A 26,784-nucleotide genomic window follows, 5' to 3' on the forward strand; every position below is an offset into this window, starting at 1 on the left:
AAAAAAATAAGTAAAGCGGTGGAGACTTGCTCTAACGCGGGGCTATCCGTTGCAGTTCTTTGGCTTGTTCTAAAATTTTCTCGAAGTCTTCTTCGCTCAACCGCTGAATGTAGTTGATTTTGAACTCTTCTAGGAAGTCGCACAGCAGCATTTGTATTTCTTGCCAGGTTTGCTGCTGTTGCAGTTCGGTTCCTAAAGCTTGCCCGAAATGTTGGACTAGCTGGCTGGAGAGTTTGATGCTTATGGGGTCTTCGCTGGCGATTTTGAAGGCTTCGTAGGCATCTTGGGGGCCGAGGGTGGCTAATTTTGAGAGTTCTGCAACTAATTGCTGTGCTAGCTGTCCGGGCAGGTTTCCGAGGCCGGGTACTTGCTTCCATCCTTGATAGAGGGGGGATTGTTTGAGGAAGCTTTCAATATTGTACCGGAGGAGGGCTTCTAGGTCTGGCTGGAGTTGGGGGAGGACTTTGTAGACGGTTATTTGGACAAGATGGGTGGCGATCGCTTCTATTTCATTGATATTGTTGATGTCGAGATAGCGCTGTTTTGGGGATTTAAAGAGTTGACGAGCGAGTTCGCCTGTGGTGATTGATTGTTGCATCTGGTTGATGAGTTGAATTACTACAACTTCGGTCAATTCTTGGGCGAAGTTGGCGACGAAACCTCGGCTGATTTGGGTGCGTATGGGTTGGAGATCGGGCATTTTGGCTTGGTGGATGCGAATTGTGACGGGTAATATTCGCAACAGGCGCCAGAAGGGGAGCAGCAGGAAGATGTCGTACCATCGCCAGAGCATGGCCGATCGCCAAGTGACGCTGCGGTGGCGGCGGCTGATCGAGTAGGTACGGGCTAGAAATTCGATCGCGAATATGGCAATGAATGGCAGGTCAATTAGCCAGAAGTTATCGGTGAATTCGCCGTTTTCTCCGATCGCGCGGTAATAGTTGGTGGCGATTAATGGTTTGATTTTGGAGTCAAACCACTGGATTTCTTTTTGCCAGCCTTGTTTGTTTAAATAGTCAGGACTCCAGAATGTTTGGAATGATTGTTTAGCGGAGTCTTCTGGATTCGGGACGCGATCGCGCATCCGGTCTTTTATTTTTTCTAGGGTGCCGCTTTTTGATGCTACTCGAAAGGGATCTTCGTCGATCATTTTCGCGCTCAGATTGTTTATTTCCTGCAATTTGGCTGCTACTTGGGGAGAGGGCAATCCTGTTTGCACTACTTGAATTTTTAATTCTTCTAAGGTTTCTAGATATTGCTGGGTGTCTCGGTGGGGTTTAATTCCTTTAAATGGGTCGTATACTTGAGTTAGAACTGGCAGTTGCCGGAGGTATAAATCTCGTCCGGGGACGTAAGTTATGTCAAATAATACTAGGCTTAAATTTCCTAGGGCGATCAGTGCCATGAACCGCTCGAACCAAGGTACTTTTGGTGATTTTTTGCGGGAATTTGGAGTGGGAGAGGGCTGTAGTTTTGGTGTCACTGAGGGTTCCTAATTAAGTAGACCGAGGGAAATAGATGTAACTGGTAATAGCTGCCAGAAGGAAACAGGGAAAACTGGCTAATTGTCTGGTCGCGCTCGGATTGCGATCGCGGAAGCTAGTCTTTATTTTAACGTGCGTTTGTTGGGAATTTTTGGACTGTTGATTAGGCTTGGTTCAATAAAAAATTATACTTGTACAATATTAAGGTCGATCGAACTTGACGGAAGCTGTGGCTCCCGTTAGTGTGCTTCTCTCTGGCAATAAAATTATATCTCAGGCGGAATCCTCAGTTTTTTTGGCGTTGCAGAGCTCACGGGGCTGGTAATAAATGACTATTTCTGTTCGATATACGGGCTATTTGACCGCTAAATCAAATGTATTGCACGCAGCGGAGTCTAAGGTTAGAGGTGGACTTCGAGTTTGAGGTCAAACCCTCAAGAGAGTTATACTTGCTCAGGGGCAGTCTGGTGAGAGCGCCCCCTCTGATGGCGAGGGTGGCTGCCGCCTCCGTAAGGTTCGAGGTTTCGCCTCTACAAAAACCAGCTCGCGATCGGACTCTTGAATAATATAAAACCCTTCCTACTAATTTTGTTCGCATTTTTTTAATATATGACATACTGCCTTAATCTCGATTGCCCAAGAGACAAGCGTCAGAACCCACCAGGCACAAAGTATTGTCTTAATTGTGGTTCAAAGCTGCTGCTAAAAGACCTTTATGCAGCAACTGAACCGCTGCGCGATGGGGGATTTGGCAGGACTTTCCGAGCTGTTAATCATGGAAAATTTGAGGAATTGTGCGTGATTAAACAGTTGTCACCTCCTCAAGAGTTTCAGCGGAAGCCCGGTCATTTTAAAAAATATGTTCGACTGTTTGAACAAGAGGCAAGGCGGTTATACGAACTGAAGCACCCGCAAATTCCTCAGTTAATTTCTTATTTTGAGGAAGATGGGCGCTTGTATTTAGTGCAAGAGTTTATTGACGGCAATAATTTAAAGGATGAGTTAGATAAGTACGGTGCTTATAGCGAAATTAAAACTTGCGAACTGCTGTTAGATTTGTTGCCTTTATTGAAGTTTGTTCACGACCGCAATGTGATTCACCGCGATATTAAGCCTGAGAATGTGATCCGCCGATCGCGCGATCGTAAGTTAGTGCTGATAGATTTTGGGGTTTCCAAACAGGTAGTAGCTGCTGCTCCCACCAAAACAGGAACGAAGTTGGGAACTCCCGGCTACGCGGCTCTAGAACAGCGTCACGGTAGGGCTGTTCCGGCTAGCGACCTTTACAGTTTGGGGGTGACTTGCATTCGCTTGCTGACTTCTGTTATGCCTTATCTGGATATCTACGGGGACATTCACGATGACCTTTACGATCCGCTTGAAGGCCGGTGGCTGTGGAGGGAGGCTTTGCCAAAAGGAACACAAATTAGCGAGGATTTAGGTCAGGTTTTGGATAAGTTGATTCAGGAATATGTTAAAGATCGCTATAAATCGGCTGTGGAAGTTTTGGATGCTTTAAAACCTCCTGTTGTTGTTGTCCCAGTGCTGGAAAAGTCGCAGCAGGCAACGGTCATTAGTCCTTCGGTTCCGACTCAACCTGTGACTGATACTCAGCTAGTTTCTGTAAATTTAGAGTCGGAAAAAGGGATTGATTATTCTCACTTGGCAAGGCTGCTGGCTGCTAAAAATTGGCGTGGTGCTGATGAGGAAACTTCTGTGAAAATGTTGGAGGTGATGCAGCAAAATTCACGGGGTTATTTGAGTGAGGAAGATATTAGGAAGTTTCCAGCTAAGGATTTGCAGACTATCGATCGACTTTGGGTGCGGCACAGTCACCGCAGATTCGGTTTTTCTGTGCAAAAGGGTTTGTGGCTCAAGTTGGGGGGAAAGCCTGGTGTTTATGATGCTACAGTTTGGGAGAAGTTTGGCGATCGAGTGGGCTGGCGGGTTAACAGCCAGTGGGTATACTATTCGGAGCTGAATTTTTCTTCTAAGGCAAAGCCTGGACATTTGCCGGGGGGGACTGTTTTTGGGTGGGAAGGCGGGGTTTTGTGCGGTGTTTTGGGTTTGGGTGGGATCTGGTTTCTGCTGTCGCGGCGGGATTTGTAAAACTCACATCTTGCACTATTCTCGCTTAACAGGCTGGACGGCCTGTTCCACAAAAAAATTCACTCTTTGTGGAACAGGCCGTCCAGCCTGTTCATAAAAAACTTATTGAGAATGGTGCAATATCTCAGTAAAAGGAAGGTAGAAAGTAGAAGGCAGAATTTATTAGTCAGGCTGCACTCCAAGCGAAGTCGAAGTGTTAGTAATGAAAGAGTTTTGAGTTGGGAATTAAAGACTTAATAAGTGTGGAGTTTAATCATCTGTTATGTAAAAAGTAGCTCTAAAAAAAGCGAAAAATAAGATATAATCACAAACTATTTTTTTTGTGCTATGTTTTGAGAGAAGGGCAAGTTTACAAAGTCAAAAGCCAGTCCTTGGCCCTGGAAAAGAATGGTTGACTGGCTTTGGCTCCAACTTACCAAGGAGATATAATTATGTTGCCTGAAAAACGTCTCAAGCCGTGGACTGTAGTTCGCTCGCTTCCAAATGTTGAAAAGCTGGTTGTGGGTGAGTTTCGCAGTTGGTCTGATGCAGACGGTCATTTGAAACTTCTCAAGCGGATGGTGCCGGCGGATCGATTGAGTGTTGTGTTCGATCCGGTAGTTCAATCGTAATGTTGTTGCTAAATTGATAAGCGTGCGTGAAGCGAAGCTATCCCGAAGGGAATCGCTCTTTGAGCTAAGCGATCGCCTCTTTTTTTAGATACTGTTTTTTTACATAAAAAATGCGATCGCTAAGGATCGCGAATTAAATAACTTACAATTTTAATTGTTATTGTGGGATGGGCGTCCCGCCCGTCCTTAAAAGACGGGCTATAAGAGCCCATCCCACTTTCAAGAGTGGAAGTTATTTAATTCTCATTCCTAAAATGGCGATCGCAAATTGAATCATTGTCCTTAACTGCGGCGAATTTCAGTAATTTGGTCGGCAACATCCAAAATTCTTTGGGGCATGGATGGCCCGGTAAAAATCATATCCAAATGATGGGGCTTGTTGTCAATCAATGCCACCACTTCGGCTTCGGGAATCAATCCCAAATTAACCGCTAAACTCAATTCATCGAGAATAACTAAGGAATAACGGCCTTCGCGCACCGCATTTTGAACATACTGCCACAATTGTTCGATCGATCGCGTCTCCAGCTCATCTAAATCGGCATTCTCAATGCAGCGTGACAAATCGCAGCGCACCCAATCTAAATTTTGCCCCAGCCGCACCGGATGCTGGTGCCCTTGATTAATTCCCCCTTTGAGGAACTGCACCGCTAGCACGGGAGCTCCCTGTCCTGCAATTCTGAGGGCTTGAGCCATGACACTGGTAAAAAAGCAGCGGTGCGGGCCTGTAAAGACTTGCACCAGCCCTTGAACTGTGTAGGGCAAGCTGTGGGTTAAATTGAGTTTAGGGGTTTGTAACTGTGCAACCATAGGGCAATATTTAATCAGCAACTAAGTCTTGAGTGCAGCTCCGACCTTGACGCGGCCCAAGCCTGCTTGACAATATATAGTGTACGGGGCCGAGCGCACATCGGATCGAACACTAGATATACAATTTGTCAAAAGCTCGCGGCAGTGGCATTCGCAGTCGTTTGTTCGATTTTTGAACTCAATTAGCACTTAAGCAGAAACGGGATTTTTTACTAAAATACGGCGTGGAGCTTGACATTTATACAGTTATAGGGTGAAAAAGCAAGGCGATGAGAGTCGTGGGAAGTCCAGGGCTGTGAAGAAAAGGTACACACATCGCGTAGAATTTGAATGTCGCGGCACTAGGAGCAGGGACTGTGAGATTGGTGATTCTGGGAGGGCCAGGAGCGGGAAAGGGAACTCAGGCTGAACTACTGTGCAGCAATTTGAGCCTTCCTTTGCTGGCTGTGGGGGACATTCTACGGGAGGCGATCGCAGAAGACACAGATTTAGGCAAGCTGGCGGTGTCTTATGTCGAAAGAGGGGAATTAGTTCCCGACGCAACTATGATTGAATTTTTTCGCCGCCGGCTGCTGCTGTGGGATGTCTTTAATGGCTGGGTGTTGGAGGGCTATCCGCGAACGGCTTTTCAAGCTGAGGAGTTGGATTTTTTATTAGAGGATTTGGCCCAGGGGCTAGATTGGGCAGTTTGGCTGAAAGTGCCGATCGAGGTTTTGCTGAGCAGGTCGATCGAGCGCGATCGATCCGATGACCACCCTGAAATTTTACAGCGTCGGCTCGATTTGTTCCACGAACGCACTCTTCCTCTTTTAGAGTATTACGAATACCGCAACAAACTGTTAACTGTCGATGGCGACCAATCTCCACAACAAGTTCAGCAGGATATTCTCACATTAATCGAGGCTAAGGGCAAATCGGCATAAGATTTGAGATTTGAGATTTGAGATTTTAGATTGAATGACTGCATATTTACCGAATCAAAAAAAATCGGAAGATTAATAGCCAATTTTAATTTTTTAATGCCCAATTACCCATTACCAATCACCTAAATATTATGTCTTTCCAGCGTCCAGATGGCAGACAACCAAATCAAATTCGTCCGATTAGTTTCGATCGAGAGTTTACCAAATTTGCTAGCGGTTCCGTGCTCGCAAAAAGTGGCGATACTCAGGTACTTTGCAGCGTGACAATCAAGCCGGGAGTGCCGAGATTTCTGGAGAATACCGGACAAGGTTGGCTGACAGCGGAATACCGAATGTTGCCCGGATCTACACCGCAGCGACAAGAACGGGAATTTATGAAATTATCGGGACGCACTCAAGAGATTCAGCGGTTGATTGGGCGCAGTTTGCGATCGTGCTTGGATATGCAATTATTGGGCGAACGCACCATACTTGTGGATGCGGATGTTTTGCAAGCGGACGCTGGGACTCGCACGACTTCAATTACTGGCGGGTTTGTGGCTGTGGCTGATGCTTTGAACAAGTTGGTGCAAAAAGGTGATTTAGTGCGATCGCCCCTTATTCGTCAAGTGGCGGCAGTGTCTGTAGGACTTTTGGAAGGTGAGCCATTTTTAGATTTGAATTATGTGGAAGATGTGGCGGCTGAAATTGATTGTAATGTGGTAATGAATGGGGATTTGAACATCATCGAAATTCAGGGAACTGCGGAAGCAGGAAGTTTCAGTCGGAGTCAGTTAAATCAAATTTTGGATGTAGCAGAAACTGGAATTCAGGAATTGTTGGAGGCTCAGCGGCAGGCTTTGGTTGAGTAGGTCAGTCTAATTCCCGATCTATTTATTCGCGATTTTCCGGTAAATTTACTTTTAGTTTTTGTACTTCTGTTAATAGTGGCAGCTTGAGATCGAGACAAATCTTTTCGGCGCGATCGCAGTAATCTTGGATAGTTTCTAAAGGAACTGTCTTGATGAGCAAACTGGTTTTTGCTAAGGCGAATAATGCCTTTGCTTGATCGGCCTGACCGTCTTTTTGCTCAAACACTATCAACCCAGCTTGAAAATTCTCAAAAGATTCTTCAAACTTCCCTAATTTCCCATAAGTTATGCCTAACTCATACAAAGCATCTCCATCTCTCTGATTTTTAATTGCACGGCAAAGTTCTACACACTGCTGAAGTAAATGTATTGAACCCTCATCTTTCCCTAATCCTCTGTAGGCAATACCTAAATTTAGGATCGCGTGACTTTCGGCGTGTTTATCTTCAATCTCTCGACAAAGTTGTAGCCCTTTTACTTGGTAATCTATAGAACTTTGATAGTCCCCTATTTTATTATAAAGACTAGCCAACCCTCCTATAGCATAAGCCTTTCGTTTTGGGTCGCCACTCTTGATAGCAATTTCTAAGTATTGCTCCATATATTCTTTTGCCATCTCGTATTCTCCTAAAGCTTCAGATAAGCACCCTAAATTTCCCAGAGCAATTCCCACACTTGTTTCTAATTTAATTTGACGAGCTATCTCTAAAGCTTGCTGATGAGACTTAAGGGATGTCTGATAATCTCCCAGACCAAAAGAAGCAACACCTAAATATTCTAATGCTTTGCATTTAATATGATTTTCACCAATCTCAGTAGAAATTACTATAGACTTTTGTAGATATTTAGTAGCCAGTAAATTATTGCCACCCTCCAGGGCCAGTGCCATGTAACAAAGAGTTTCTGCCTCTATTTTTAGATAACTATTCTTTCGAGATAGATCCAAACATTTTTCGTAACATTGTCGTGCTAGTTTCCATTGACTTATAGCACTATAGGCATTTCCTAAACCCAATAAAATTTGGCAATGATCGGAACAAAATGTTACTAATTGCCCTGCAATTTTCCAATTTTTAGGTATTAAATTCGTGTAGCAGTCAATTATTTGATCGTAATAACCATTTTGGAATAGATAGTTTGCTGCACCTAAAATAACCTGTGCTGCTTCATCCCAATCTTTTGCCTGACAAGCATGATAGTGCGCTCTCAGCAAAGGCTTAACATCATTAAATTCCTTCCATTCAGCTTCCGGTTTAACAATTCTAAGAAAATGGCGGTAGGCTTTACGGTGAGCAATAAAGGCTAACTCCGGATTAAGTAGTTGAGAGGCTTTTTCTTCTACCAAGGGGTGCATTTGGTAAGATTCATAATTTTGGTTATAGTCCAACAGTTGCCGACGTTTTAATGCCTCAATGACGTTTTCTTTGACATCGCGTTTGCTCATTTCAGACATTTGAGCAGCAATTCCGTCAACTGACAGCGGATATTCAGGTGTTTCATAAACAGATATTTGGCTCAGACACATCAATTCTTCATCACTAAGACGCTGAATTACTTGGTCAATGAGTTCGTCTAAACTATTTACAAGTAACCAGTTGACATCTTGTAAAAATTTTCCAACACTTCCGTGGTATTCAGCCTCATTCAAAATTAAGGCAGCAACAATTTCTAGTGCTTTGGGATGTCCGTCATAGCGGTTTGCTAATTCTGCTAATTCTTCTGGGCTTGCAATCAAATTAAAAGATTCCAGTAATTGAATGGCAGCTTGTCGATCCAATCCACCTAAAGGTAGTGTTTTGGTTTCTCTTCCTGACAGTGCGGCTAAGGTTTCGCGACTGGTGAACATCACCTTACTTTGATGCTCTGTTTCTGCTATTTGTTGGAATAGCCAAGCATACTCTGTACACTCATCAGCAAAATATCCTGCTCGTTTTGCTTTACCAGTTTGTAATACTGTCTCAACGTTATCCAGAACTACGAGACAGGGTTTTTGTTTTAACAACTTTACCAAGCGATCTGTTTTTTGCTGATAGTCATCAAGGATAGTGACGGTAGGTGTAATTTCGCCATTGGAAATAGTGAGCAATAGGGAATCAATAATGTTATTAAATCGAGGGGATCTGCCAGTTGCAGATTTCAAAATTTCCCAAGCAGCAACGGCAAAAGGGGCGTTTTCCGTTTGTAGTTCGCGGATTAGCTTACTGGCGAGAGTAGTTTTGCCAATCCCCGCCAAACCAACGAGACAAACGGCGGTGATGTTAATAGCTCTAGTTTCTGGATCGAGTATCTGAGATTTCAGGGTGTCGATTTCACGCGATCGGCCTACCCAATTTCTGACAGGTGCGATTTTTTCTGGCAGTGCAAAGCTTTGCTTGTCAGGTATATCCTTGGGTTCCAGTAATTCTGTCTGACTATCATCAAAAATATCTTGCCAGTTTGCATCTATAACTGTACAAATTTTGACAAAATTTTCATGAGAAATTGGCTGTTTTTTCCAAAACCTCCTTAAGGTTGATTCTGAAGTATATGCCAACTCATACCAAGCCTTTTCTCTTCTTGACCAGCCTTTTCTAATCCTCAGCCGCTCAATTATTTTTAACCCCTTGTCAGAAGCTCTGAGAGTCACAGCCATAATTTTTTTATACTAATGTTTTTTCTTTATTCTGTTCTGGTTCACTTATCTAGTAGCCAAAATGACCAAATAATGACCGAGATGTGAGCCGGAAAGCCTTTATGTCTGCCTCATGCTGGAATTATGGAGACAGCAGTTAGCGCTAACTCGTTTGTTCCCTACTCAAAAACTTGACTGGGAGACACGAGAATGAATTGCCAAATTTTGATTTGCCCATTATTCATACTAATGTCGGCGATCGCGCCTTCGACTTTGGCATTGGCGGCAGTTGCGAGTACCTCAACTACCCCAACAGCTAAAACTGAGACTGTGTTGAAGAATAGCGTAGCCCAAAACACTTGCATAGACAAGAATGGCAACAAATATCACTGTCCTTAATTAATAGATCCCCCAACCCCCTTAAAAAGCGGGCTTTTAAGATTCCCCCCTGGTGTTTTGGGTCGCTAGGGGATGGAGGGTTGGGAAGATTTCTGCGTAAGTCCTAATTAATCCCGATTACCATTGGCGGGAAATGTTTAAGATGATTCCTTGAGGCGTTGTCGTGCCTTCCCCATCCAAACATCTTTGTCTCGGCAATTACACTTAGGATACTTGTTAATGTAATTTTTCCACGCTTCTAAAGCCTCTGTACCTTGTCCCAAATTGTCTAGGGCTTGTGCCATGAGAGCATGAGTCAAAGCACGATCGCCTTCTAATTCTATAGCTTCTTGTAGCCTTTCTAAAGCTTCTTCATCGCGTCCTCGATCTATCCAAGCCCAAGCGAGGTAAATAAACAAGGCCGCTTTTACAATTTTGTCAGTTTCAACGGTGTTTTCTTCTACCAATGTTAAACCTCGCTGACAGATATCAACAGCCAAGTCATAATTTTTCTCTTCAATGATGTGTAAGCGAGCCAAATTACAGTAAGCGGCAGCAAAACCATGCAACGCGGCCTGACGATATAATTCTATGGCGCGGTCAAAATCTCCTACTTGTTCATAACTCCATGCCTGATTGTAGTAACTGGCGGCATTATCTGGGTTGATTTTAATAGCTAACTCGAACTGTGTGTTTGCTTGAGTTAAGTCACCATTGATATAGCAGTCAAAGCCGTGATTGTTATTGGCTATCGCCTTTTCACTTTCCCTAAAATTCAGGTTTTGCACTGAAGGAGTTGCCTTTGCAGTGAACACCCCAGGTAACTCTGTTTCCTTAATTTCGCTGGGTTCAGCAATCTCTTCCCAGTTGAGTTCTAGAACTTTACAGTAGGCTTTGAAGAGAGCAGCATTAATCTTACGTGTTCCATATAAAAAAAATTTCCAGCTTTCATGAGATACCCCTGGATAGAAATAATCTTCTTTCCAATTTTGATCTAGAAGCTTACTCGCTCGACGAAGTGGTTCCTTGCTATCTACAGTCCACTTCTTTTGTTCTCTAGCTTTCTTAATTATGTTTTTGACTAACTGACGAGTTATGAAGTATTCCATATTACAGTTTATTGCGCTCTTGTCAATATCTATTTAGATCGGCTGGATTATCCTTCCCCTGATCTTAACTGATCTAGCGATCTTTCTGAGACATCGGTCATTGTGGAAATGTGGCGAATCTAAATCGGATTTGACACATCATACCAATGAATTTTGGACAATTGACTCGTGAAAAATCTTCTTTCCGTTGGCACATTTATTCTATTGGGTGTAGTAGGAAGTGCTTGTCCCGCTCTCGCTTGGGAGTCTCACGAGCATCCCTTCGAGCCAGCCACAGGCGTTGAGCTTCGCAAATTGGGTCAAGATAATGCGAATCAATATTGTCGCGGTCGCTTCAACGACTTGGTTAAGACAGGTGACTTGCCTTGGGACGCTCGCTTTGCTAATCATGTCTGGGCACATTTAGATGCCAACAAGTGTGTTTATAACAAGTAATAGCTCATTTGTTTCAATTTTAAGGTCAAGAACCTTCGCACTTGTCAGCATTTGACTACTCTCATAGAGTTCAGTTACAAGTTTTTCCAACCCATGAAGCTCACATTAAGTAAGTGAAACATGAGTTAGGTGAATCGCAATAACTTTGAATTCTATTTTCCAATGGAAATACAGCAGCAAACATTACAACAGAAACAACTCCAATGACTTTACCTACAAATGATAATGATTGGGACTTGCGAAGTGGCAGCAGAGATTATTTTGACAACAACCCTGCAACACCTAGCTGGTCAAGAAACCAGGATGCGTCACCCGCTTTGAGGGATGTTGCCAGTAAACTCAGCCAAGCACTTGGGGTTCCAACGAACAACGGTTTCTTAGGACTTTCTGGAGGCTACATTTATGAAAAGTCTTCTGCATACAAAGGTGCCCATGCAGGGATGGATTTCTCCGCAGGTATAGGAACTCGCATCAATGCTGTTGTTTCAGGTACGATTGAGAACGTCTCCAACCAAGCGGCTGGTTCCTTCATTGCTGTTCGTGGCACCGATGGGAAGCGCTGGATCTACGGTCATGTGAGTAACTCGCGGGGACTAGCTCCAGGGCAAAGCATTCAAGCTGGTCAAGAGGTTGGCAAGGTTTTCAATCTAGGCAACAACTCACACCTTCATCTAGAAGTTCACACCGATTTCTCTGCCCCAGTAACCGGCTTCTTCCAAAATAGCGGCAACCCTGCTAGCATTGCAGTCTTACAGCAAAAGACGATGAGTCCACTCCAGGCATTTGCCAGCATCGGCGTTGTGGCACCCCCGCCTTCAGGCGGCACAGTTTTCACGGGTGGGCCGGGCAATGACACCCTCTACGGGCGCAGCACCAACGACACTTTGATTGGTAATGCTGGCAACGACACCCTCTACGGTGAAGCAGGTAACGACTACCTGAACGGTGGTCTGGGCAATGACTACCTCGATGGCTATGCCAGCTTCAACAGAGCCGATTTCGACACATTAGAAGGAGGGACTGGGGCTGATACCTTCGTTCTAGGAAATACTCGTCAGGGGATGTTCTACCTAGGAAACGGTCAAGCCACGATTCTTGACTACAACTTCCGCGATGACTATATCCAGTTGCGCGGGAATGCCAGTCAGTATCGCCTCACCCGTCAGGGCAATGACACGCTCATACAAACTACGGGCGGAGACACGCTGGCTCTTGTCAAAAACGTGCCTGACCTGAGCTTTAATGTCACGTCTTCCCGTCGCGACTTTAATTTTGTTTAACTTGCTTCTGCGTAAGAAATAGTATCTTCGGCAAGATTAGAAACCTGTGACTGGGTGTAGCGCTAAATGCTTACACCCTTTTTTCTGATTACAGGATTTGAGACGAAAATTTACTACTTGTGCTATAATTGAGTAAAAATCTTTGTAATTACCAATTGCTAAGATAATGCAAGCTGAAAAAATAGCAATTTCCCTATCACCATCGCTACTACAGTTTATTGAGAGCTACAAAATTGCTAAAGGATGCAACTCCCCCTCCCAAGTAATAGAAGTCGCTTTAGAATTGCTGCGGAATCAAGAACTAGAATCTGCTTACCGACAAGCATCTAGTGAAGTAGACTCCGCTTGGGAGCTAACAGTTGCCGATGGATTGACAGATGAAACGTGGTGAAATTTACTACGCTAATCTCAGTCCTACGGTTGGTTCTGAGATAGATAAACGCCGTCCGGTATTGGTGGTGAGCAATGACGCTAATAACCGTGCCGCCAATACAGTTACAATTCTACCAATTACCTCTAATATAAGCCGTATCTACCCTTTCGAGGTCTTACTAAATCCAGAGGATAGCGGTTTATCCAAACCTTCTAAAGTACAAGCACAGCAAGTACGGACAATTTCTAAACAGCGAATTAGCAGCGATGCAGTGGGAAGTTTGAGTGAGGAAATCATGCAGTTGGTAAATGCTGCTCTCAAACTGCATTTAGATGTCGATTAACTGTGATATATAGGCGTTTTTTTCGTGGCACGGGCGTCCCGCCTGTGCGATCGCAAGCTTTTAAGCTATAATAGCTGCGTAACGTCGAGGTAAGTAAACAAGTAACATGGATCAAACTTCTACAGTTACAATTAGCAATACATCTTATAAAACCCTCGCAGAAATCTCTGCACTCTCAGGAAAACCAATCGAAACAGTTCTCGAACAAGCAATAGAACAATACCGAAGACAACAGTTTTTAGCAGCAGCCAACCAAGCTTATCTTGCCTTACGCGATCGCCCAGAAGCTTGGCAAGAAGAAGTTGAAGAACGGGAAGCTTGGGATATCACTGAATTTGACTCCTCACCCACTGCCTAAACCCTCGAATCATCGATGTTTCTCCCACATTCTTTTGCCTTTCCAAAAATCCCATAATCTCAGATGGCGACAAAAAAGGAAAGTGAGGAGAAACCTCGCGTTCTACATATTCCTGACCATCTAACTGATAGAATATTAAACGCGAACCGTCATAACGCCAAACCTCTGGCACGCCCAAACTCGCATACAATTCCATGCGGTTGATTGAACTGCTAGTGATGTCAACCTCGATTACTAAATCCGGTGGCGGATCTTGATTCAAGTTGATTTGATTGAGGCTGCGGACAATTTCCTCATTCTCGATGTAGTAGCACTGATCCGGTTCTAATCCCCGTTCTAAATCCTCGCGCCTGCAAGTCAGAGAACCTAAGCTGCGAATTTCTACATTTAACTCTTCTGTTACTGTTTCTACAAAGCGTCCTAAGATTTTTTTGTTCCCCTCATGGGGTGCTGATGGAGTCATAATTTCTAAAGTACCTCGATCGTAAGTCAAACGAATTCCCCGCTGTTGGGCTAACTCGTTTACCAGAGATTCGTAAGTCGGCCAACTAATATTTTTCAGCACAACTCCGGGTTGTGGGGTTTGAATCAGGGTGGCTGTCATGGCTACCTGCTTGCTTTTTAGCTTATTTATTACATCTTAGCAAAACTCAGCTTTACGAAACGCACTGAGGGGGTGAGAACGCCTCTGAAACTTTGATTATAAGAGCATTAAGGCTGCTGAACTACGAAAAATATAGGGGATTATTGACAGGTTTATTAACTCATAGAAAGGGCGATCGCACTCGGAACTTGCTTACTGGCGGGCGATCGACTTTTCCCTAAAAATCATTGATATCCCACCAATAACAAATCACCAATCACCAATCACCAAGGACTCCCAATCATTACAAAAGCCGACCAATAATAAGGATGCGACAACTTTAAATCCGCAAACCCTTGCAGCGAAGCCGGCAACTCCACCCCCTCACCCCGACTCAAACCCCGCAATCGGCCACCCTCCAAACGCACATCTCCCCGCAACATCGCAATTTGCGCTTGTCGCAGCGCCGCCCCCTTAATTCGCGCCGTCTTCAACTGCTGGTAAAACTCACTCATCAATCCCAAAGTACCTTCATCACTCACGTACCACAAACTTCCCAAAGCCGTTTGTACCCCTGCTTGCAGCGCCAAACCCCCAAAACCCAACTCCGCCTGTGCATCTCCCACCGCAGTCCGACAAGCACTTAAAACTAACATATTCACCTGCGGATCGTTCAATCTCAAATCCCGCAATTGATCCAGTCGCAGCCGACTATTCCACAACTGAATAAAAGAATTATTTGGTGCTCCAGGTCGAAATTCGCCGTGAGTAGCTAGGTGAATAACCCCAAAAGGTCGGCTTTGATGCTGTCGCTTCAAATTCTCCAAAGTGAAATCCTCATTCAGAAAACTAACTCCGGGCCACTCTCTAGAAATAGCGGCTATTTCTGCAGGAACTGCAGGCAAAGGATTCAACTCGGAAAATTCCGAGGCACCCATTGCTAAAACTTGAGAATTTCTGAGATCGACGTAGCGAGTATCTGTTAAATTAATGCTGGGCATCAGGCTGAGATTGTACTTTTCCACCAAAAATTGCTGTCCGTCGTGTAAAGCAGCAAAGGGCATACCTCTCAAACCCCGATCGACCACAAAGGAAATAGTATCGGTTTCGCACTTTTTCAAACTGTCCTCTAAAGGCGCAATCATCCACTTATAAAGCTGTTGGGAAGACGGTAGATAACTCGTAGTAGCCCGCACTCCCGGTTTGGTAATCTCACCCCTGAACTCATTTACAACTTTCAGCAGTTCTTGCCGGTTCGCGGCCGGCACGCTTTTGTGAACAACTTCACCGCAAGAAGTGATCAGCATTAAATTTAATTCTTCGGGCTGCGAGAACAGATAAATTAAGCTGGGTTTCGTGCCCGTTTCTGCGCCCACCGATCCTAACTTTTTTTTAATTTCCTCTGGGGATACCAACTCGTTGCTGATGTTGATGCCTAAATATTCCCCGAATTCTTGGCTGAAAGATTTGTCCAGCAGAGACAAAGCTGCCGATATTTGGCCTGTCTCCAAATTCCTGCCGATGTCGCCGCGAAATGCTGACTGAATAACTGAATCTAGGATATTTGAATTGATGAAATTTCTCACTTCTTTGGGAAATTGCATCCTTTCGCGCGGCATCCTGTCTCCGGGTTTTCCTATATCTCGCGATATTCTGTTTTGGTTCTGCCGCTGTTGGCGGCTAAAGGGTTGGTTGGGATCTGGAAAAAGCGATCGCCCTCTATCAAATCGCGCTCTATCCCTTGGTAATATTGGCGGCGAATTGGGATTATTGGGATTATTGGGATTATTAGGGCTATTGGGATTATTGGGATTATTGGGATTATTAGGGCTATTGGGATTATTGGGATTATTAGGGCTATTGGGATTATTAGGGCTATTGGGATTATTGGGATTATTGGGATTATTGGGATTATTAGGGCTATTGGGATTATTGGGATTATTGGGATTATTGGGATTATTGGGATTTGTTGGTTGATTGGTAGTGACGATCGCACTATTGCCTTGAGTGTAAGAATTTATGAAAGATTGTCCTTGAGTAATCGTACCTGAAGGATTGCTGGCGATCGCCCCAGCAGTACCGTTAGTCGTCGCATCTCCCACCGCAAAAGGTATCGGCGGAGTCACATCGCCGCCGCCGTGGCGGATCGTAACTGTACCCGGTTGAGTGCCACCAAGAGTCGAGAGGCTAACAGGAGTGCCGTTTTGGTCAAAAGTACCCGTCACTCGAACTAAACCCGGAGTTGCGATCTCAACATTACCGCCCGCAGCATCGATCGATGCAACACTGATATCATTTTGAGCGTTAAGATTTACTGTAGAAGTGCGATCGGCACTAACAACAGGATTAACATTTATTCGCCCAATTGCGATTTCGTTACCCGCTAAAATTCCCACACTTTCGGCAGCACTTATATTACCAGTGCTGACAGTTCCCCTGCTGCTAGTGACATCAACTGCAACTCCCTGCAAGTCTCGTGCATTTACATTGCCCGAAGAAGCTGTCAAATTGACATTTCCTGTTGTGGCGTCCGTATTGCCAATAATATTAATACTTCCCGAATTGCTATTGACATTAACTCCAACTCCCCGCAAATCTCCTGAATTTACATTGCCAGAAGCTGTCAAATTGACAGGATTTTGTGTTGCTGTAGCTCGTCCAATACCAATACTTCCCGAAGTGCTATTTACATTAACTCTTGTTCCCAGCAAATCTCCTGAACTTACATTTCCAGAACCTATTATATTAATATTCCCAAGAGATGTAGTATTGCCGATCGCAATATTTCCCCCATCGCTATTGACGGCAACTGCTCCCCCTTGCAAACTCCCTGCCTGTAAGTCGCTGGATGCTCTCAAAGCAATAGTGCCAGTGCCAGCGTCGATCGATGCAACATTAATATTAGTTTGGGCATCCAGATTGACTGTGGGAATTATGGGATTAACTGGATTTGCGGCGGCAGGATTAACAGTTATTGCCCCTGTGTTGATTTGCTGCCCTGCTAGAATTCTGACATCTCCGCTAGTAGCGATCGCACCCGTATTAACACTTTCATTGCTGCTAGCACTGACAGTCGCAGCGGTGAGATTGCCTACCGTTAAATCCCTAAAAGCTGTCAAATTGATATTCTCAGTTGCTGTGATATTGACAGGTGCAGTATTAGGCACAATGGTATTGGCATCCGTCAATACTCCCAATGCCCCGGAGTTACTGGCAATATCAACATTAGAACCCTGCAAAGTCCCAAAATTCACATTGCCAAAAGCTCTGAGTGCGATCGCCCCGGAAGTCCCAGTATCGATCGACCCTGTTACTATATTGCCTCGAACAGTATTCAGACTAATACTGCCGTTGATATCAGCACGAGAAATGTCACTTGTCAATATAATATTGTCAATAGCTTGAATATCAATTGTCGAACCAGACGTTAATCTGCCCCCAACTACCACTCCTGCTTCCCTGCTTTCGAGACTAATTTGACCCCCATTAATATCTCTAGTTGCGATAGTTCCCGGCGCTGACAAAATCACCGGCCCGCCGGCAGAAATATTTTCAACAGAAATCAAATTATTCGACAAAAGAGACGGAGGAGTAAATATTGCATCGTCACCTAAAGGATTAGGTTGTTCGTTATCACCCGGAGTATCCGCAGGAGAATTAGGAACATTAGGAGAATTTGCCAAATTTTGCACTCCCGCCCGCAGAATTAAGGCCGGACTGCTGGTTAAAATAGCAATATCTGGATCGCCACTCAGATTTTCCCTACCCAATGCAATATCGGGGCCGGTAATTGTAATCTCCTCGGCAACAATGCTCCCCCTCGCCTCGACTTTCAGCGAAACTCCGGTATAATCTCCAAAGAAAACATCTCCTTCCGAACTGATAATCGGGTCAAATAAACTGACAAAGTTTCCCGGCATTCCCGACAAATTGCGAATCGAAAAATTGCCACCAGAAACAAAGTGGGAATCCCCCGAAATAACGCCGTTGCTAACCAAACTCAAATTGCCGCCGCTTTGGAATTGCGGGGGAAGAGATAAGCCGCCGATCGCATTTTGAGTGAGAATGTCGATCGTGCGAGATCCCTGAATGTATAAATTCCCCCCAGCCTGCGCCAAAAAAGGATTCTGGGCGCTGTCCCTGACCCGCACCGCATCCCCACCCAGCAAACTCAAATCCCCCGTAGTTTGCAGCCTAGCGCCCGCTAACGAGAGATTTTCCGCAGCCCATAAATTCGCACTTCCCGCATTCAACTGCGGCAGCCCAGACACATTAGCAGCAATCGCCACATCCCCAGAATTCACCTGCAAACCAGAACCCACAAGCCGCACAGAACCGTCATCAGCAACCGCAACACCCGCCGCCTGATTTTGCCCAGTACCTGTCAGCAACTGCGGCAAAGAAACAGGATTCAAAGTCTGTGGAGAATTACCAAAATTTCCGCCCGTTGCTATTTCCAAACTCAACAAATGCCCCGGTTGACTAATGCGTAAAACCCGATCGCCCCCAACAGCAGCAACAGTAATTTGCCCCCCCGCAGCCGACAACTGCCCGGTACTAACAACCGTACCTGCCAGCAAAGCCAAATTTTGCCCCGGAGTCACCGCTAAATTGCCAGCATTAACAATACTTCCCGGTACACCCGCACTAAAATAAAAAGCATTTGGCGTACCAATTAATGTGCTAAAATTATTTGTACCCGCAGCATTAAACCAATTAGAACCAAAACCGACGCCAGTAGCAGTAGTTGCAGTAAAAGCCGCCGGCACATTCAAACTCGCGTTCGGCCCAAACACAATCCCCGCAGGATTAATTAGAAACAGATTAGAATTGCCGCCAGTGACAGTAATTAAACCGTTAATTAGCGAAGCGTCCCCGCCAGCAATTCGAGCTAATATATTTTGAATAGCCGAATTAGTCAGAAAATTAGCAATTTGACCTTGATTCAAGCCAAACTGCCCAAAACTGTGAAAAAGATTCGCGCCGTCTCCCGACAAACTGCCGCCGTTGATATCATAGCGGTTGCCGATCGGGGTGACAACAGTACCCGTACCGTCAGCAGCAGGCATTATGGGCTGTGCTTGCGCGAAAGTATTAAAAATTAACAAAGAAAAGGGACAAATAAATAACGCAACCTTTTTAATCTTTAAGTTGGCATTTTTCATAGCAGCACGTAAAACTATCCTAATTGCCTTAATTATCGCACTTGCAAACAACTTACCTCTAAATTACACATTAATTCGCTCATGACAACTCCCAAAATCAAAAGCTTGTACACAGACGGCGCTTGTTCCGGCAACCCAGGCCCAGGCGGCTGGGGTGCAGTAGTTTGTTTCGCCGACGGCAACTGTCACGAACTCGGAGGTGGAGACCCCCAAACCACTAACAACCGCATGGAAATGCAGGCGGCAGTCGCTGCGCTGGAATTTTTTGCCAATTCCGGTCAAACCGAACCAGTCACCGTTTACACCGACAGCGAATACGTTAAAAACGGCATCACCAAATGGATTCAAGGCTGGAAAAATAAAGGCTGGAAAACCTCAACGGGCAAAGATGTTGTCAACCAAGACCTGTGGCACCTGCTAGACAAGCTGAATTCCCGGCAAATCAAGTGGGAACACGTCCGCGGCCACTCCGGCGACTTCTACAACGACAGATGCGATGAAATCGCCCGCAGCTTCTCGCACAATCTCACTCCCGAACTGCAACAGCACAAACCAACGGGAGACGGGGCTGGGGCGGGCACGGGGGCACCGCCCCTACACTTTGACAAGACAATTGTTTTGGAAGAAACGGACGCAACTGGTAACAAAACGATAGAATCCTATGTCATAACTTCTGACCTTCCGATCTCCAACTCTACCATGATGGATTCAACTGCCGATACCCTGGAGAACTTGCCCCGCGAGGTGAGGGTTCAAGACCTCCGCAATCTGATCGAAACGTTGCACATCGCCGACGAGGTTGCTACGAAAGGCTACTTGATTACCAGTTCTGAACTGGCTGATTTGATGGATGTAAATGCCAGCGCTGTCACCAGTCGCGGAGATAACTGGGTTTGGCGAAATTGGGTAGTTTCTCGCGTGCGCCGCGAAGGCAACCAAATTCTCTGGCAATTAGAGAGAATCGACCACGTTAGTACAACTGATTAAGTTGTCGCGCATTTAAATTGTATATTCGGGGCGGGCGGGACGCCCACCCCACAAGACTGTGATTTTTTTTTGACATACAATTTAAAGGCCGCAACAACTTAGTGGTTAGTCATGAATTATTAGTTGATTAATAACTGATGACTAATTACTTTCTCAAAGCAAGATTTGGCAAAATTCCGTAGGGACACAACATTAGTTGTGTCCTTCTCAGTTAACAGAAAGAATCCAACTGTAAACTCGCGATCGCAACTCTCATAAAAGCAGTGATTTCCCATCGAAAATCTCAAATCGAAAATAGCATGAGTCCCAGCTTGCGAACAGTCACTGCTACCAGGTATGTCACTCCCTTGCGCGAGGGCGGCTCGCTACCGGCGATCGTCGAAGCAGATGATGATGGTATGTACGTGCTCAAATTTCGCGGTGCGGGCCAGGGAGCAAAATCTCTGATCGCGGAGCTCGTGGCGGGAGAGATTGCTCGCGCCTCCGGGCTTCCAATCCCCGAACTCGTCTTTGTTGAACTCGATCCCGAACTGGCCCGCACTCAGCCTGACCCGGAAATTCAAGATTTGATCCTAGCCAGTGCTGGTCTCAATCTCGCCCTCGACTATCTCCCGGGCTCGATCGCCTTTGACCCGATAGCGGGCAAGTCTGAGGCGGATTTGGCCTCAGAAATCGTCTGGTTCGATGCTTTTGCGACCAACATCGATCGCACGCCGCGCAATGCAAATATCCTGGTATGGCACCGCCGGCTTTGGCCGATCGATCGCGGTGCAGCCCTCTACTTCCACCACACCTGGAAAGATTATCTCTCGCGCAGCCGCGATCGTTTTCCCGCAATCAAAGACCACGTTCTGCTCCGTTTTGCCAGCACGCTGGAAGCGGCAAATTCAAAGATGACTCACAGGCTAACCCCGGACATCATTGGCAACATTGTTAAACTAATTCCTGATACTTGGCTGGTGGGAGATTCTCCTTTGAGCGATCGCAACAAACATCGGGATGCTTATATCGAGTACCTGCTAAATCGGCTAGAATCACCACATATTTTTTTGGAGGAAGCGATTAGTGCCCGATCGATTTCTTGATGATTATGCCATTGTCCGCGTTCCAAAGTCGAGCGCGAGGAGTTTATCAACGTCGGGGCGATCGTTTCCTGCGGTACGAAAAAATTCCTCGAAGCCCGTATCGAAATTGATGAACAGCGGTTGATGGCGATCGACTCAACGTTGGATCTGGAAATGATTCGCAATCACCTAGCAGTCATTCCGATCATTTGTGCGGGCGGCTCCGAATCTGGCGCGATCTGTCAATTTCCCCACAGAGAGCGCTTTCACTGGCTCGTAGCACCCCGCAGCACGATCGTTCAGACATCGCGGGTGCACACGGGTTTTTGCCAGAATCTACCGGGCGCGATCGAACATTTGCTCGATACAATGGTGCGATCTTCAAGTCGATTTTAGATTTTAGATTTTAGATTTTAGATTTACTCATTTTAGCTAAAGATGAGAACGCCAGAACTATTGTACTGACGGGAAACTTTTCTAAAGTGTTATATCGTCTCCGATCAATTAATCGCAATTAGATTCGAGCCCGCGTGTCCAGGAAAGTCCGCAGCCGGAGTGCGGACTTTCGCCGGCACAGATCCGTTTTTTATTACTGTAATTGACCGCACATAATATTAGCAGCAGTGGAGCAAAGTAGAAAGATGATGCAAATTGAACAGACAAATATGACCGTCCCCCTCTGGGGTTTAACAATTTTCATCCTGTGGACGATCGCGGTTGTTATCTTGCTGCTAGCAGTCAGGATTCAGCATCTATCTGCGGGCGGATCTGTAAGAGATTTCGGCACACAAAACGACGACAGCTTGCTGTGGCGACTATTTCGAGTACAATCCAACTTAATAGAAAACCTGCCTTTGTATTTGGGAGTTGTTTTCCTTCTAACAGTTAGGGGTGTTTCAGGAACAGCAGTAGATGTGCTGATTGTTGTGTACATTCTATTTCGGCTTGTACATTCAGCGGTTCACATCGCTGGCCTCGATCCAAAGTTTCGGTTGTTCAGCTTAGTAATTCAGTTAAGCTGTTTGGTCGCCTTAACTATTATGGCAGTTTTCTAGTTGAGGACTTAGCCAATTGGCACATATATATAGTAGGGTGCGTCAGGGGTAAATCCTAATTGTTTCGCAGACAGCGTAAGTCAGACGCACCTTACAAGTCGATCGCCCCTGTGACATTACTGCCTGCGATTTCGCTAATTTATCGAAGTTTATGAACAGAATATCTCGTGCGATCGCTGCTATTTTAATTGTATTTGGCTGCATTACTTCTGTTTTAGTTCAGACACCGCAATCAGCCTTAACCGTGCCACCTCCAGTGCAAGAATCTCCACGACGCGGAGGAGATGTTGCTGAGACAATTAATTTTGGACGGCACTTTCAAGAACTAGGAGTTGAAGGCTCGATCGCGATTTACGATTTGAATAGCGATCGGCTTTATCAACACAACCCGCAGCGCAACGCCACAGCTTTTTTACCTGCATCTACATTTAAGATTCTCAACTCTCTGATTTCCTTAGAAACAGGGGCGATTTCAAATGAGATTGCCGTTCTAACTTGGGATGGAATTCAAAGGCAAATTCCCGCATGGAATCGAGACTTGAATATGAGAGAAGCCATGAAACTTTCCGCCGTTTGGTTTTACCAAGTTCTCGCCCGCCGTGTCGGACACGAGCAAATGCAAAAATGGGTAGCTAAAGCCGATTATGGCAACCAAAAAATCGGTAACAAAGACGATATTGACAAATTCTGGTTAGAGGGAGAACTGCGAATCACACCCAACGAGCAAATTCAATTTCTCCGCCGTCTCTACAAAAACGACTTACCCTTTTCTGAGCGATCGCTATCTCTGGTGAAAGACATCATAATTGTCGAACAAACTTCCGATTACACAATTAGGGCTAAAACAGGCTGGGCAAATTTTGGAGAACAAACAAAGCCTCAAATTGGCTGGTATGTAGGTTATTTAGAAAAAAATAAAAATGCTTACTTTTTTGCTACAAACATTGACATCCGCAACAATAATGACGCACCTGCAAGAATCGAGTTGACGCGCCGTTGCTTCAAGGACTTGGCGCTGCTGTAAGTGCGTTATTTGTTCTGTAATATTCGCAAAAGCGCCAGCGGATCTGCTAACGGTGAGAGCGAAAACATCCATTTAGGAATGAGAATTAAATAACTTCCACAAGTTTGTGGGATGGGCCTAAGAGCCCGTCCAAAAAAGACGGGCTCTTAGGCCCATCCCACAATAACAATTAAAATGATAAGTTATTTAATTCGCGATCCTTATGCGATGCCTGAGTTCGATCGCAGGTAGCCGACTCTTTTAAATCTTTTAGGAATTACGCAATTGGCACATATAGCAATCCTTGCAGGAGTCGTAAACTTTTTACCCCACCCCGACCCTCCCCGCGAGTTCGGGGAGGGAGTAAGAAATTCACAAATGATGCGAGGATTGCTATATATATAGTTGCTATAGTGCTATATATCATTTCTCGCAGCAAGGCGACAATCATCTAAGAGAGCATTAAGTTCTTCAACGACTAGCCAGGGGTTTCGACCTTTCAAACAAGCTGCGATTGCTGCTTCATAGGGATTTCTGCCAGTTTTTTTTACTGCTGCGATCGCCTGTTTGTTAGACAATCCCCGCCCGCTGACCAACCAAGCAGCCAAAACCTGTCCTGTACGTCCGATCCCCCCAGAACAGTGAACTACCACCCGTTCGCCTTTGCTATTTGCAGATTCCAAGAACGGCAATATGCGATCGATTAAAATATCGCGATCGACCAATTCAAAGTCTGCAATCGGTGCCCAGCAAACTCGATCGCACCCAAAGATGTTCCGATATGTTCCCAGTAAATCAGTGTAGCGGATGAGTTGGGTCTGAGCAAGCAAGCAGCAAACTTGCTTGATATTATGCCCCTGCATAAATTCAATCCAGCGAGCAACTTCTGCATCGCCGTATCCTGGTCTGGCTGCACCAAACACAATTAATTCATTCTCTGAAGCCGCAGCGAATTTGTGCATACTGTTTTCAATATTTTTACCTATAATTAAGAAATACGCACAAACCCTGAATCAACAGTGAAAAACAAGAGCTCGATCGGTTTAATCAACTGGCTGCAACCCAAACCAGAAACCGTTTTGTTATGCGACTCAATTGCAGCAGCTTCTGACATGGCATTCATGCTCAACGGTGAGTGGGATGGATGCAATAGTTTGGTGCTCCCTAAATCCGACAAGGTAGCAATTGAAGCAGCCGCTAGTTTGCTGGAGACATCCTGGTGCTACCAAAATACTTGCGAACCAGTTTTAGTTCGGCTGGAAGTTGACGAATTGCTGCGCCGTTATGCGGTTGGAGACAGATTTTTTATTAATGCTAACTTGCGATGCGCGCAATTGAACGAACTTTGCTTGGAAAACATCGATCTGAGTTATGCTAAATTAAATTTGGCTAACCTCAGCGGCACTAATTTAAGCAAAGCAAACTTAATGGCAGCACAGATGCCAGCAGCAAATTTGAGTGGCAGCAATTTGAGTAAATCGCAACTTGTGAGGGCGAATTTATCAGGAGCAAATTTATCAGATGCTAATCTCAGAGGTGCAGATTTGAGTTATGCAGATTTAAGCAATACTTGCTTAACAGGTACTGATTTAAGAGGTGCAAATTTAGCGAGAACAGACTTAAGGAAAACCAGCTTAGATGGGGCGATAGTTGAGTAATATCAAATCCCGCATAAATACTTTCTCTCACACCCCGCAGGTAAATCCTGTAAACATTTATCTGCGTCCATCAGCGTACATCCGCCCCCATCTGCGGTTAAAGTTCCAAAGTAATTAACTGAGCAATTTCATCCGTTTGAAAACCTACAGCCATAGGCTTTTGCACGGCCGGAATCACCTGCACATCATAGAGTTCCGTGACAATTCCTTCAAACCGCAACCAGTGAACGATCGCCCCCGTAGTCAAATCGATCGCCATCATACCACAGCGAGCCTCAGCATCCTTGGCGAGCAACAACTCATCCAATTCTAAACCGCTAAAAGTATTGTCACCACCCCTCGGTTTCGACAGTCCAACAATTGCCCAATTTTGCCAAAATGCCAGTCCTCGCACATATCCCGGACAAAAGGTAATTGCCTCAAATTTCCCTGTGTCTAAATCCACATAACCGAATTCTCCTCTCCCCGAATTCAGCAACCACAATTTATCTTGATACCAGCGGGGTGAGTGTGGCATTGACAATCCTGTGACGATAATATCGTTAGATTCGATATCAATAACTATACCGCCATTTTTTCTGCGATCGCGCCAGCCATCCACCACATCCGACTGACTCGACGCTGTGACATATTTCGCCTCCCCATCCACCATCGCCAAACCGTTGAGGTGACAGCGGTCTTCGTTGATGTATTGTGAGATAAATTGCGGTTTCCAGAGAGGTTTGCAACTGTGGCGATCGCTCACTGTAGCGATACAATTAAATAAAGTGCTAATAAAAATGATTTGATTGTTTTTATCGACAGCGATATCGTGAATGTCGATATCTCCTGTAGTATAACCGATTCTTGGTATATATAATTTATCGTATTCTTGGTATAATTTCCCCGATTCTAAGACATTATCTAATTGCCAGAGTTGATATTTTGAACTTAAATAAAGGCGTTCCGGGGTGCAGAAAAGTCCCATTGCGCGATCGAATATTCGCCAAAAAGCCGAGATTCTGTTGGTTTATGGCACAGCACCGATTAACATTAACCTGCTGGTTTGATAGGTAGTGCAAGCGAGGCTGATTTGTTGTTGGGTTAACCAAGATGGCAAATCGCGATCGCCAAAAATCTCGTGTTCTTGGACTGTATTGAAATTTGTCCGTTATTCATAGAATCTAGAAAATCTTTATATTATAAATCAAAAATGTAGGGCGATCGTAATTCCCGTAGATACCGCACCGGTGCGTCGCCACCAACAATCTACAAATAAACTTGAAAATCTGGCAGCGACGCACCCTACAAGGGGCTACTTTTACCAACCATAATTGCCTAAAACCGACAATTTCGGAAACCCGCCCCAACCCAACAACTAGGTAAAACCCGCAGCAAGGGTTGAAACCCCTGCCTCAAAGCGAAAGTCCTCTCAAAGAGGACTCAAGAAGTTATCAGTCCTCTTTGAGAGGACTTGTGCTATGAGACAGGGAATTCATTCCCTGGCGGACTTGCCGGGTGGGCGAGAGGACTTGGCGGACTAAAAGCTTAAGTTGACACGACGAAAGGCAGTGCCTTGTCCTCATTTCAGCTAGTAATAATTCCGAATTTTAAC

Annotated in this window: 24 protein-coding genes; 15 read left to right on the forward strand and 9 right to left on the reverse strand. The window is 45.2% G+C overall.

Annotated elements, in window-relative coordinates; genetic code table 11:
• Positions 1 to 31 precede the first annotated feature (31 nt).
• Positions 32 to 1,483 carry a hypothetical protein gene (locus QUA50_RS08690; RefSeq protein WP_333262729.1) on the reverse strand — a complete coding sequence of 484 codons (1,452 nt, stop codon included), beginning with the start codon at positions 1,481 to 1,483 and terminating at the stop codon, positions 32 to 34.
• A gap of 610 nt (positions 1,484 to 2,093) precedes the next feature.
• Here QUA50_RS08690 and QUA50_RS08695 point away from each other — a divergent pair.
• Both QUA50_RS08695 and QUA50_RS08700 read left to right on the forward strand, forming a co-directional pair.
• Complete coding sequence (locus QUA50_RS08695; RefSeq protein ID WP_333262732.1) at positions 2,094 to 3,593, forward strand: GUN4 domain-containing protein; 1,500 nt, start codon at positions 2,094 to 2,096, stop codon at positions 3,591 to 3,593.
• 431 nt (positions 3,594 to 4,024) lie between these two features.
• On the forward strand, positions 4,025 to 4,204 hold the full coding sequence (locus tag QUA50_RS08700; protein WP_333262735.1) for a hypothetical protein: 180 nt from the start codon (positions 4,025 to 4,027) through the stop codon (positions 4,202 to 4,204).
• A gap of 282 nt (positions 4,205 to 4,486) precedes the next feature.
• Here QUA50_RS08700 and QUA50_RS08705 read toward each other — a convergent pair whose 3' ends face one another.
• Complete coding sequence (locus QUA50_RS08705) at positions 4,487 to 5,014, reverse strand: P-loop NTPase family protein (RefSeq protein WP_333050228.1); 528 nt, start codon at positions 5,012 to 5,014, stop codon at positions 4,487 to 4,489.
• A gap of 356 nt (positions 5,015 to 5,370) precedes the next feature.
• Here QUA50_RS08705 and QUA50_RS08710 point away from each other — a divergent pair, with 356 nt between their 5' ends.
• Positions 5,371 to 5,937: a nucleoside monophosphate kinase gene (locus tag QUA50_RS08710; RefSeq protein WP_333262737.1), complete on the forward strand. Its 567-nt coding sequence runs from the start codon at positions 5,371 to 5,373 to the stop codon at positions 5,935 to 5,937.
• A gap of 131 nt (positions 5,938 to 6,068) precedes the next feature.
• The gene (gene rph, locus QUA50_RS08715; RefSeq protein ID WP_333262739.1) at positions 6,069 to 6,788 is read left to right on the forward strand and encodes a ribonuclease PH; all 720 of its coding nucleotides are present in this window, start codon (positions 6,069 to 6,071) and stop codon (positions 6,786 to 6,788) included.
• A gap of 22 nt (positions 6,789 to 6,810) precedes the next feature.
• Here the strand turns inward: rph and QUA50_RS08720 are convergent, their stop codons facing one another.
• The 3 genes from QUA50_RS08720 to QUA50_RS08730 form a co-directional block, all read right to left on the reverse strand.
• Positions 6,811 to 9,420 carry a tetratricopeptide repeat protein gene (locus QUA50_RS08720; RefSeq protein ID WP_333262742.1) on the reverse strand — a complete coding sequence of 870 codons (2,610 nt, stop codon included), beginning with the start codon at positions 9,418 to 9,420 and terminating at the stop codon, positions 6,811 to 6,813.
• 158 nt (positions 9,421 to 9,578) lie between these two features.
• A complete protein-coding gene (locus tag QUA50_RS08725; protein WP_333262745.1) occupies positions 9,579 to 9,764 on the reverse strand; it encodes a hypothetical protein in 186 nt (61 codons plus the stop codon).
• A 171-nt stretch (positions 9,765 to 9,935) separates the two neighbouring features.
• Positions 9,936 to 10,886 (reverse strand): tetratricopeptide repeat protein, encoded by a 951-nt coding sequence (locus tag QUA50_RS08730; protein WP_333262748.1) that lies wholly within the window; start codon positions 10,884 to 10,886, stop codon positions 9,936 to 9,938.
• A gap of 168 nt (positions 10,887 to 11,054) precedes the next feature.
• Between QUA50_RS08730 and QUA50_RS08735 the strand changes: the two genes are divergently transcribed.
• The 5 genes from QUA50_RS08735 to QUA50_RS08755 all read left to right on the forward strand — a co-directional run bounded on the left by QUA50_RS08735 (position 11,055) and on the right by QUA50_RS08755 (position 13,675).
• Positions 11,055 to 11,321, forward strand: coding sequence for a hypothetical protein (locus QUA50_RS08735; protein WP_333262752.1), 267 nt, complete (start codon positions 11,055 to 11,057; stop codon positions 11,319 to 11,321).
• 203 nt (positions 11,322 to 11,524) lie between these two features.
• Complete coding sequence (locus QUA50_RS08740; protein ID WP_333262755.1) at positions 11,525 to 12,601, forward strand: peptidoglycan DD-metalloendopeptidase family protein; 1,077 nt, start codon at positions 11,525 to 11,527, stop codon at positions 12,599 to 12,601.
• Positions 12,602 to 12,767: 166 nt separating this feature from the next.
• On the forward strand, positions 12,768 to 12,992 hold the full coding sequence (locus QUA50_RS08745) for a CopG family transcriptional regulator (RefSeq protein WP_333262758.1): 225 nt from the start codon (positions 12,768 to 12,770) through the stop codon (positions 12,990 to 12,992).
• Positions 12,979 to 13,317 (forward strand): type II toxin-antitoxin system PemK/MazF family toxin, encoded by a 339-nt coding sequence (locus tag QUA50_RS08750; RefSeq protein WP_333262760.1) that lies wholly within the window; start codon positions 12,979 to 12,981, stop codon positions 13,315 to 13,317. Before QUA50_RS08745 ends, QUA50_RS08750 begins: the two co-directional genes overlap by 14 nt.
• A gap of 106 nt (positions 13,318 to 13,423) precedes the next feature.
• Positions 13,424 to 13,675 carry a hypothetical protein gene (locus QUA50_RS08755; protein ID WP_333262763.1) on the forward strand — a complete coding sequence of 84 codons (252 nt, stop codon included), beginning with the start codon at positions 13,424 to 13,426 and terminating at the stop codon, positions 13,673 to 13,675.
• On the opposite strand, the gene QUA50_RS08760 is transcribed toward QUA50_RS08755, so the two are convergent.
• Both QUA50_RS08760 and QUA50_RS08765 read right to left on the reverse strand, forming a co-directional pair.
• Entirely contained in the window at positions 13,644 to 14,279 is a 636-nt protein-coding gene (locus QUA50_RS08760) for a Uma2 family endonuclease (RefSeq protein ID WP_333262766.1), read from the reverse strand. The two genes, QUA50_RS08755 and QUA50_RS08760, sit on opposite strands and share 32 nt — an antisense overlap.
• 263 nt (positions 14,280 to 14,542) lie before the next feature.
• Positions 14,543 to 19,423 (reverse strand): CHAT domain-containing protein, encoded by a 4,881-nt coding sequence (locus QUA50_RS08765; RefSeq protein WP_333298628.1) that lies wholly within the window; start codon positions 19,421 to 19,423, stop codon positions 14,543 to 14,545.
• 81 nt (positions 19,424 to 19,504) lie between these two features.
• On the opposite strand from QUA50_RS08765, the gene rnhA reads away from it, so the two are divergent.
• The 5 genes from rnhA to blaOXA all read left to right on the forward strand — a co-directional run bounded on the left by rnhA (position 19,505) and on the right by blaOXA (position 23,553).
• Complete coding sequence (rnhA, locus tag QUA50_RS08770; RefSeq protein ID WP_333262771.1) at positions 19,505 to 20,410, forward strand: ribonuclease HI; 906 nt, start codon at positions 19,505 to 19,507, stop codon at positions 20,408 to 20,410.
• 299 nt (positions 20,411 to 20,709) lie between these two features.
• Positions 20,710 to 21,495, forward strand: coding sequence for a HipA family kinase (locus QUA50_RS08775; protein ID WP_333262774.1), 786 nt, complete (start codon positions 20,710 to 20,712; stop codon positions 21,493 to 21,495).
• A 60-nt stretch (positions 21,496 to 21,555) separates the two neighbouring features.
• Positions 21,556 to 21,870 (forward strand): DUF3037 domain-containing protein, encoded by a 315-nt coding sequence (locus tag QUA50_RS08780; RefSeq protein WP_333262894.1) that lies wholly within the window; start codon positions 21,556 to 21,558, stop codon positions 21,868 to 21,870.
• Between the two features lie 245 nt (positions 21,871 to 22,115).
• Positions 22,116 to 22,529 carry an MAPEG family protein gene (locus tag QUA50_RS08785; protein WP_333262776.1) on the forward strand — a complete coding sequence of 138 codons (414 nt, stop codon included), beginning with the start codon at positions 22,116 to 22,118 and terminating at the stop codon, positions 22,527 to 22,529.
• Positions 22,530 to 22,680: 151 nt separating this feature from the next.
• Positions 22,681 to 23,553: a class D beta-lactamase gene (gene blaOXA, locus QUA50_RS08790; RefSeq protein WP_333262778.1), complete on the forward strand. Its 873-nt coding sequence runs from the start codon at positions 22,681 to 22,683 to the stop codon at positions 23,551 to 23,553.
• A gap of 395 nt (positions 23,554 to 23,948) precedes the next feature.
• On the opposite strand, the gene QUA50_RS08795 is transcribed toward blaOXA, so the two are convergent.
• The gene (locus QUA50_RS08795) at positions 23,949 to 24,494 is read right to left on the reverse strand and encodes a phosphatase domain-containing putative toxin (RefSeq protein WP_333262780.1); all 546 of its coding nucleotides are present in this window, start codon (positions 24,492 to 24,494) and stop codon (positions 23,949 to 23,951) included.
• A 57-nt stretch (positions 24,495 to 24,551) separates the two neighbouring features.
• On the opposite strand from QUA50_RS08795, the gene QUA50_RS08800 reads away from it, so the two are divergent.
• Positions 24,552 to 25,190 carry a pentapeptide repeat-containing protein gene (locus QUA50_RS08800; protein WP_333262782.1) on the forward strand — a complete coding sequence of 213 codons (639 nt, stop codon included), beginning with the start codon at positions 24,552 to 24,554 and terminating at the stop codon, positions 25,188 to 25,190.
• Positions 25,191 to 25,287: 97 nt separating this feature from the next.
• Here QUA50_RS08800 and QUA50_RS08805 read toward each other — a convergent pair whose 3' ends face one another.
• Positions 25,288 to 26,190: a TIGR03032 family protein gene (locus tag QUA50_RS08805; protein ID WP_333262897.1), complete on the reverse strand. Its 903-nt coding sequence runs from the start codon at positions 26,188 to 26,190 to the stop codon at positions 25,288 to 25,290.
• Positions 26,191 to 26,784 lie beyond the last annotated feature (594 nt).

Source organism: Microcoleus sp. M2_D5, from assembly GCF_036701935.1.
Taxonomy (GTDB): Bacteria; Cyanobacteriota; Cyanobacteriia; order Cyanobacteriales; family Microcoleaceae; genus Microcoleus.

Bases quoted from the DNA above. Each gene is read 5' to 3' on its own strand.
- QUA50_RS08700 (WP_333262735.1), top strand. From the start codon at position 4,025: ATGTTGCCTGAAAAACGTCTCAAGCCGTGGACTGTAGTTCGCTCGCTT.
- QUA50_RS08695 (WP_333262732.1), top strand. From the start codon at position 2,094: ATGACATACTGCCTTAATCTCGATTGCCCAAGAGACAAGCGTCAGAAC.
- QUA50_RS08795 (WP_333262780.1), bottom strand. From the start codon at position 24,494: ATGCACAAATTCGCTGCGGCTTCAGAGAATGAATTAATTGTGTTTGGT.
- QUA50_RS08755 (WP_333262763.1), top strand. From the start codon at position 13,424: ATGGATCAAACTTCTACAGTTACAATTAGCAATACATCTTATAAAACC.
- QUA50_RS08765 (WP_333298628.1), bottom strand. From the start codon at position 19,423: ATGAAAAATGCCAACTTAAAGATTAAAAAGGTTGCGTTATTTATTTGT.
- QUA50_RS08725 (WP_333262745.1), bottom strand. From the start codon at position 9,764: ATGCAAGTGTTTTGGGCTACGCTATTCTTCAACACAGTCTCAGTTTTA.
- QUA50_RS08730 (WP_333262748.1), bottom strand. From the start codon at position 10,886: ATGGAATACTTCATAACTCGTCAGTTAGTCAAAAACATAATTAAGAAA.
- QUA50_RS08760 (WP_333262766.1), bottom strand. From the start codon at position 14,279: ATGACAGCCACCCTGATTCAAACCCCACAACCCGGAGTTGTGCTGAAA.
- QUA50_RS08785 (WP_333262776.1), top strand. From the start codon at position 22,116: ATGATGCAAATTGAACAGACAAATATGACCGTCCCCCTCTGGGGTTTA.
- QUA50_RS08720 (WP_333262742.1), bottom strand. From the start codon at position 9,420: ATGGCTGTGACTCTCAGAGCTTCTGACAAGGGGTTAAAAATAATTGAG.
- QUA50_RS08775 (WP_333262774.1), top strand. From the start codon at position 20,710: ATGAGTCCCAGCTTGCGAACAGTCACTGCTACCAGGTATGTCACTCCC.
- rph (WP_333262739.1), top strand. From the start codon at position 6,069: ATGTCTTTCCAGCGTCCAGATGGCAGACAACCAAATCAAATTCGTCCG.
- QUA50_RS08705 (WP_333050228.1), bottom strand. From the start codon at position 5,014: ATGGTTGCACAGTTACAAACCCCTAAACTCAATTTAACCCACAGCTTG.
- QUA50_RS08745 (WP_333262758.1), top strand. From the start codon at position 12,768: ATGCAAGCTGAAAAAATAGCAATTTCCCTATCACCATCGCTACTACAG.
- QUA50_RS08740 (WP_333262755.1), top strand. From the start codon at position 11,525: ATGACTTTACCTACAAATGATAATGATTGGGACTTGCGAAGTGGCAGC.
- blaOXA (WP_333262778.1), top strand. From the start codon at position 22,681: ATGAACAGAATATCTCGTGCGATCGCTGCTATTTTAATTGTATTTGGC.
- rnhA (WP_333262771.1), top strand. From the start codon at position 19,505: ATGACAACTCCCAAAATCAAAAGCTTGTACACAGACGGCGCTTGTTCC.
- QUA50_RS08750 (WP_333262760.1), top strand. From the start codon at position 12,979: ATGAAACGTGGTGAAATTTACTACGCTAATCTCAGTCCTACGGTTGGT.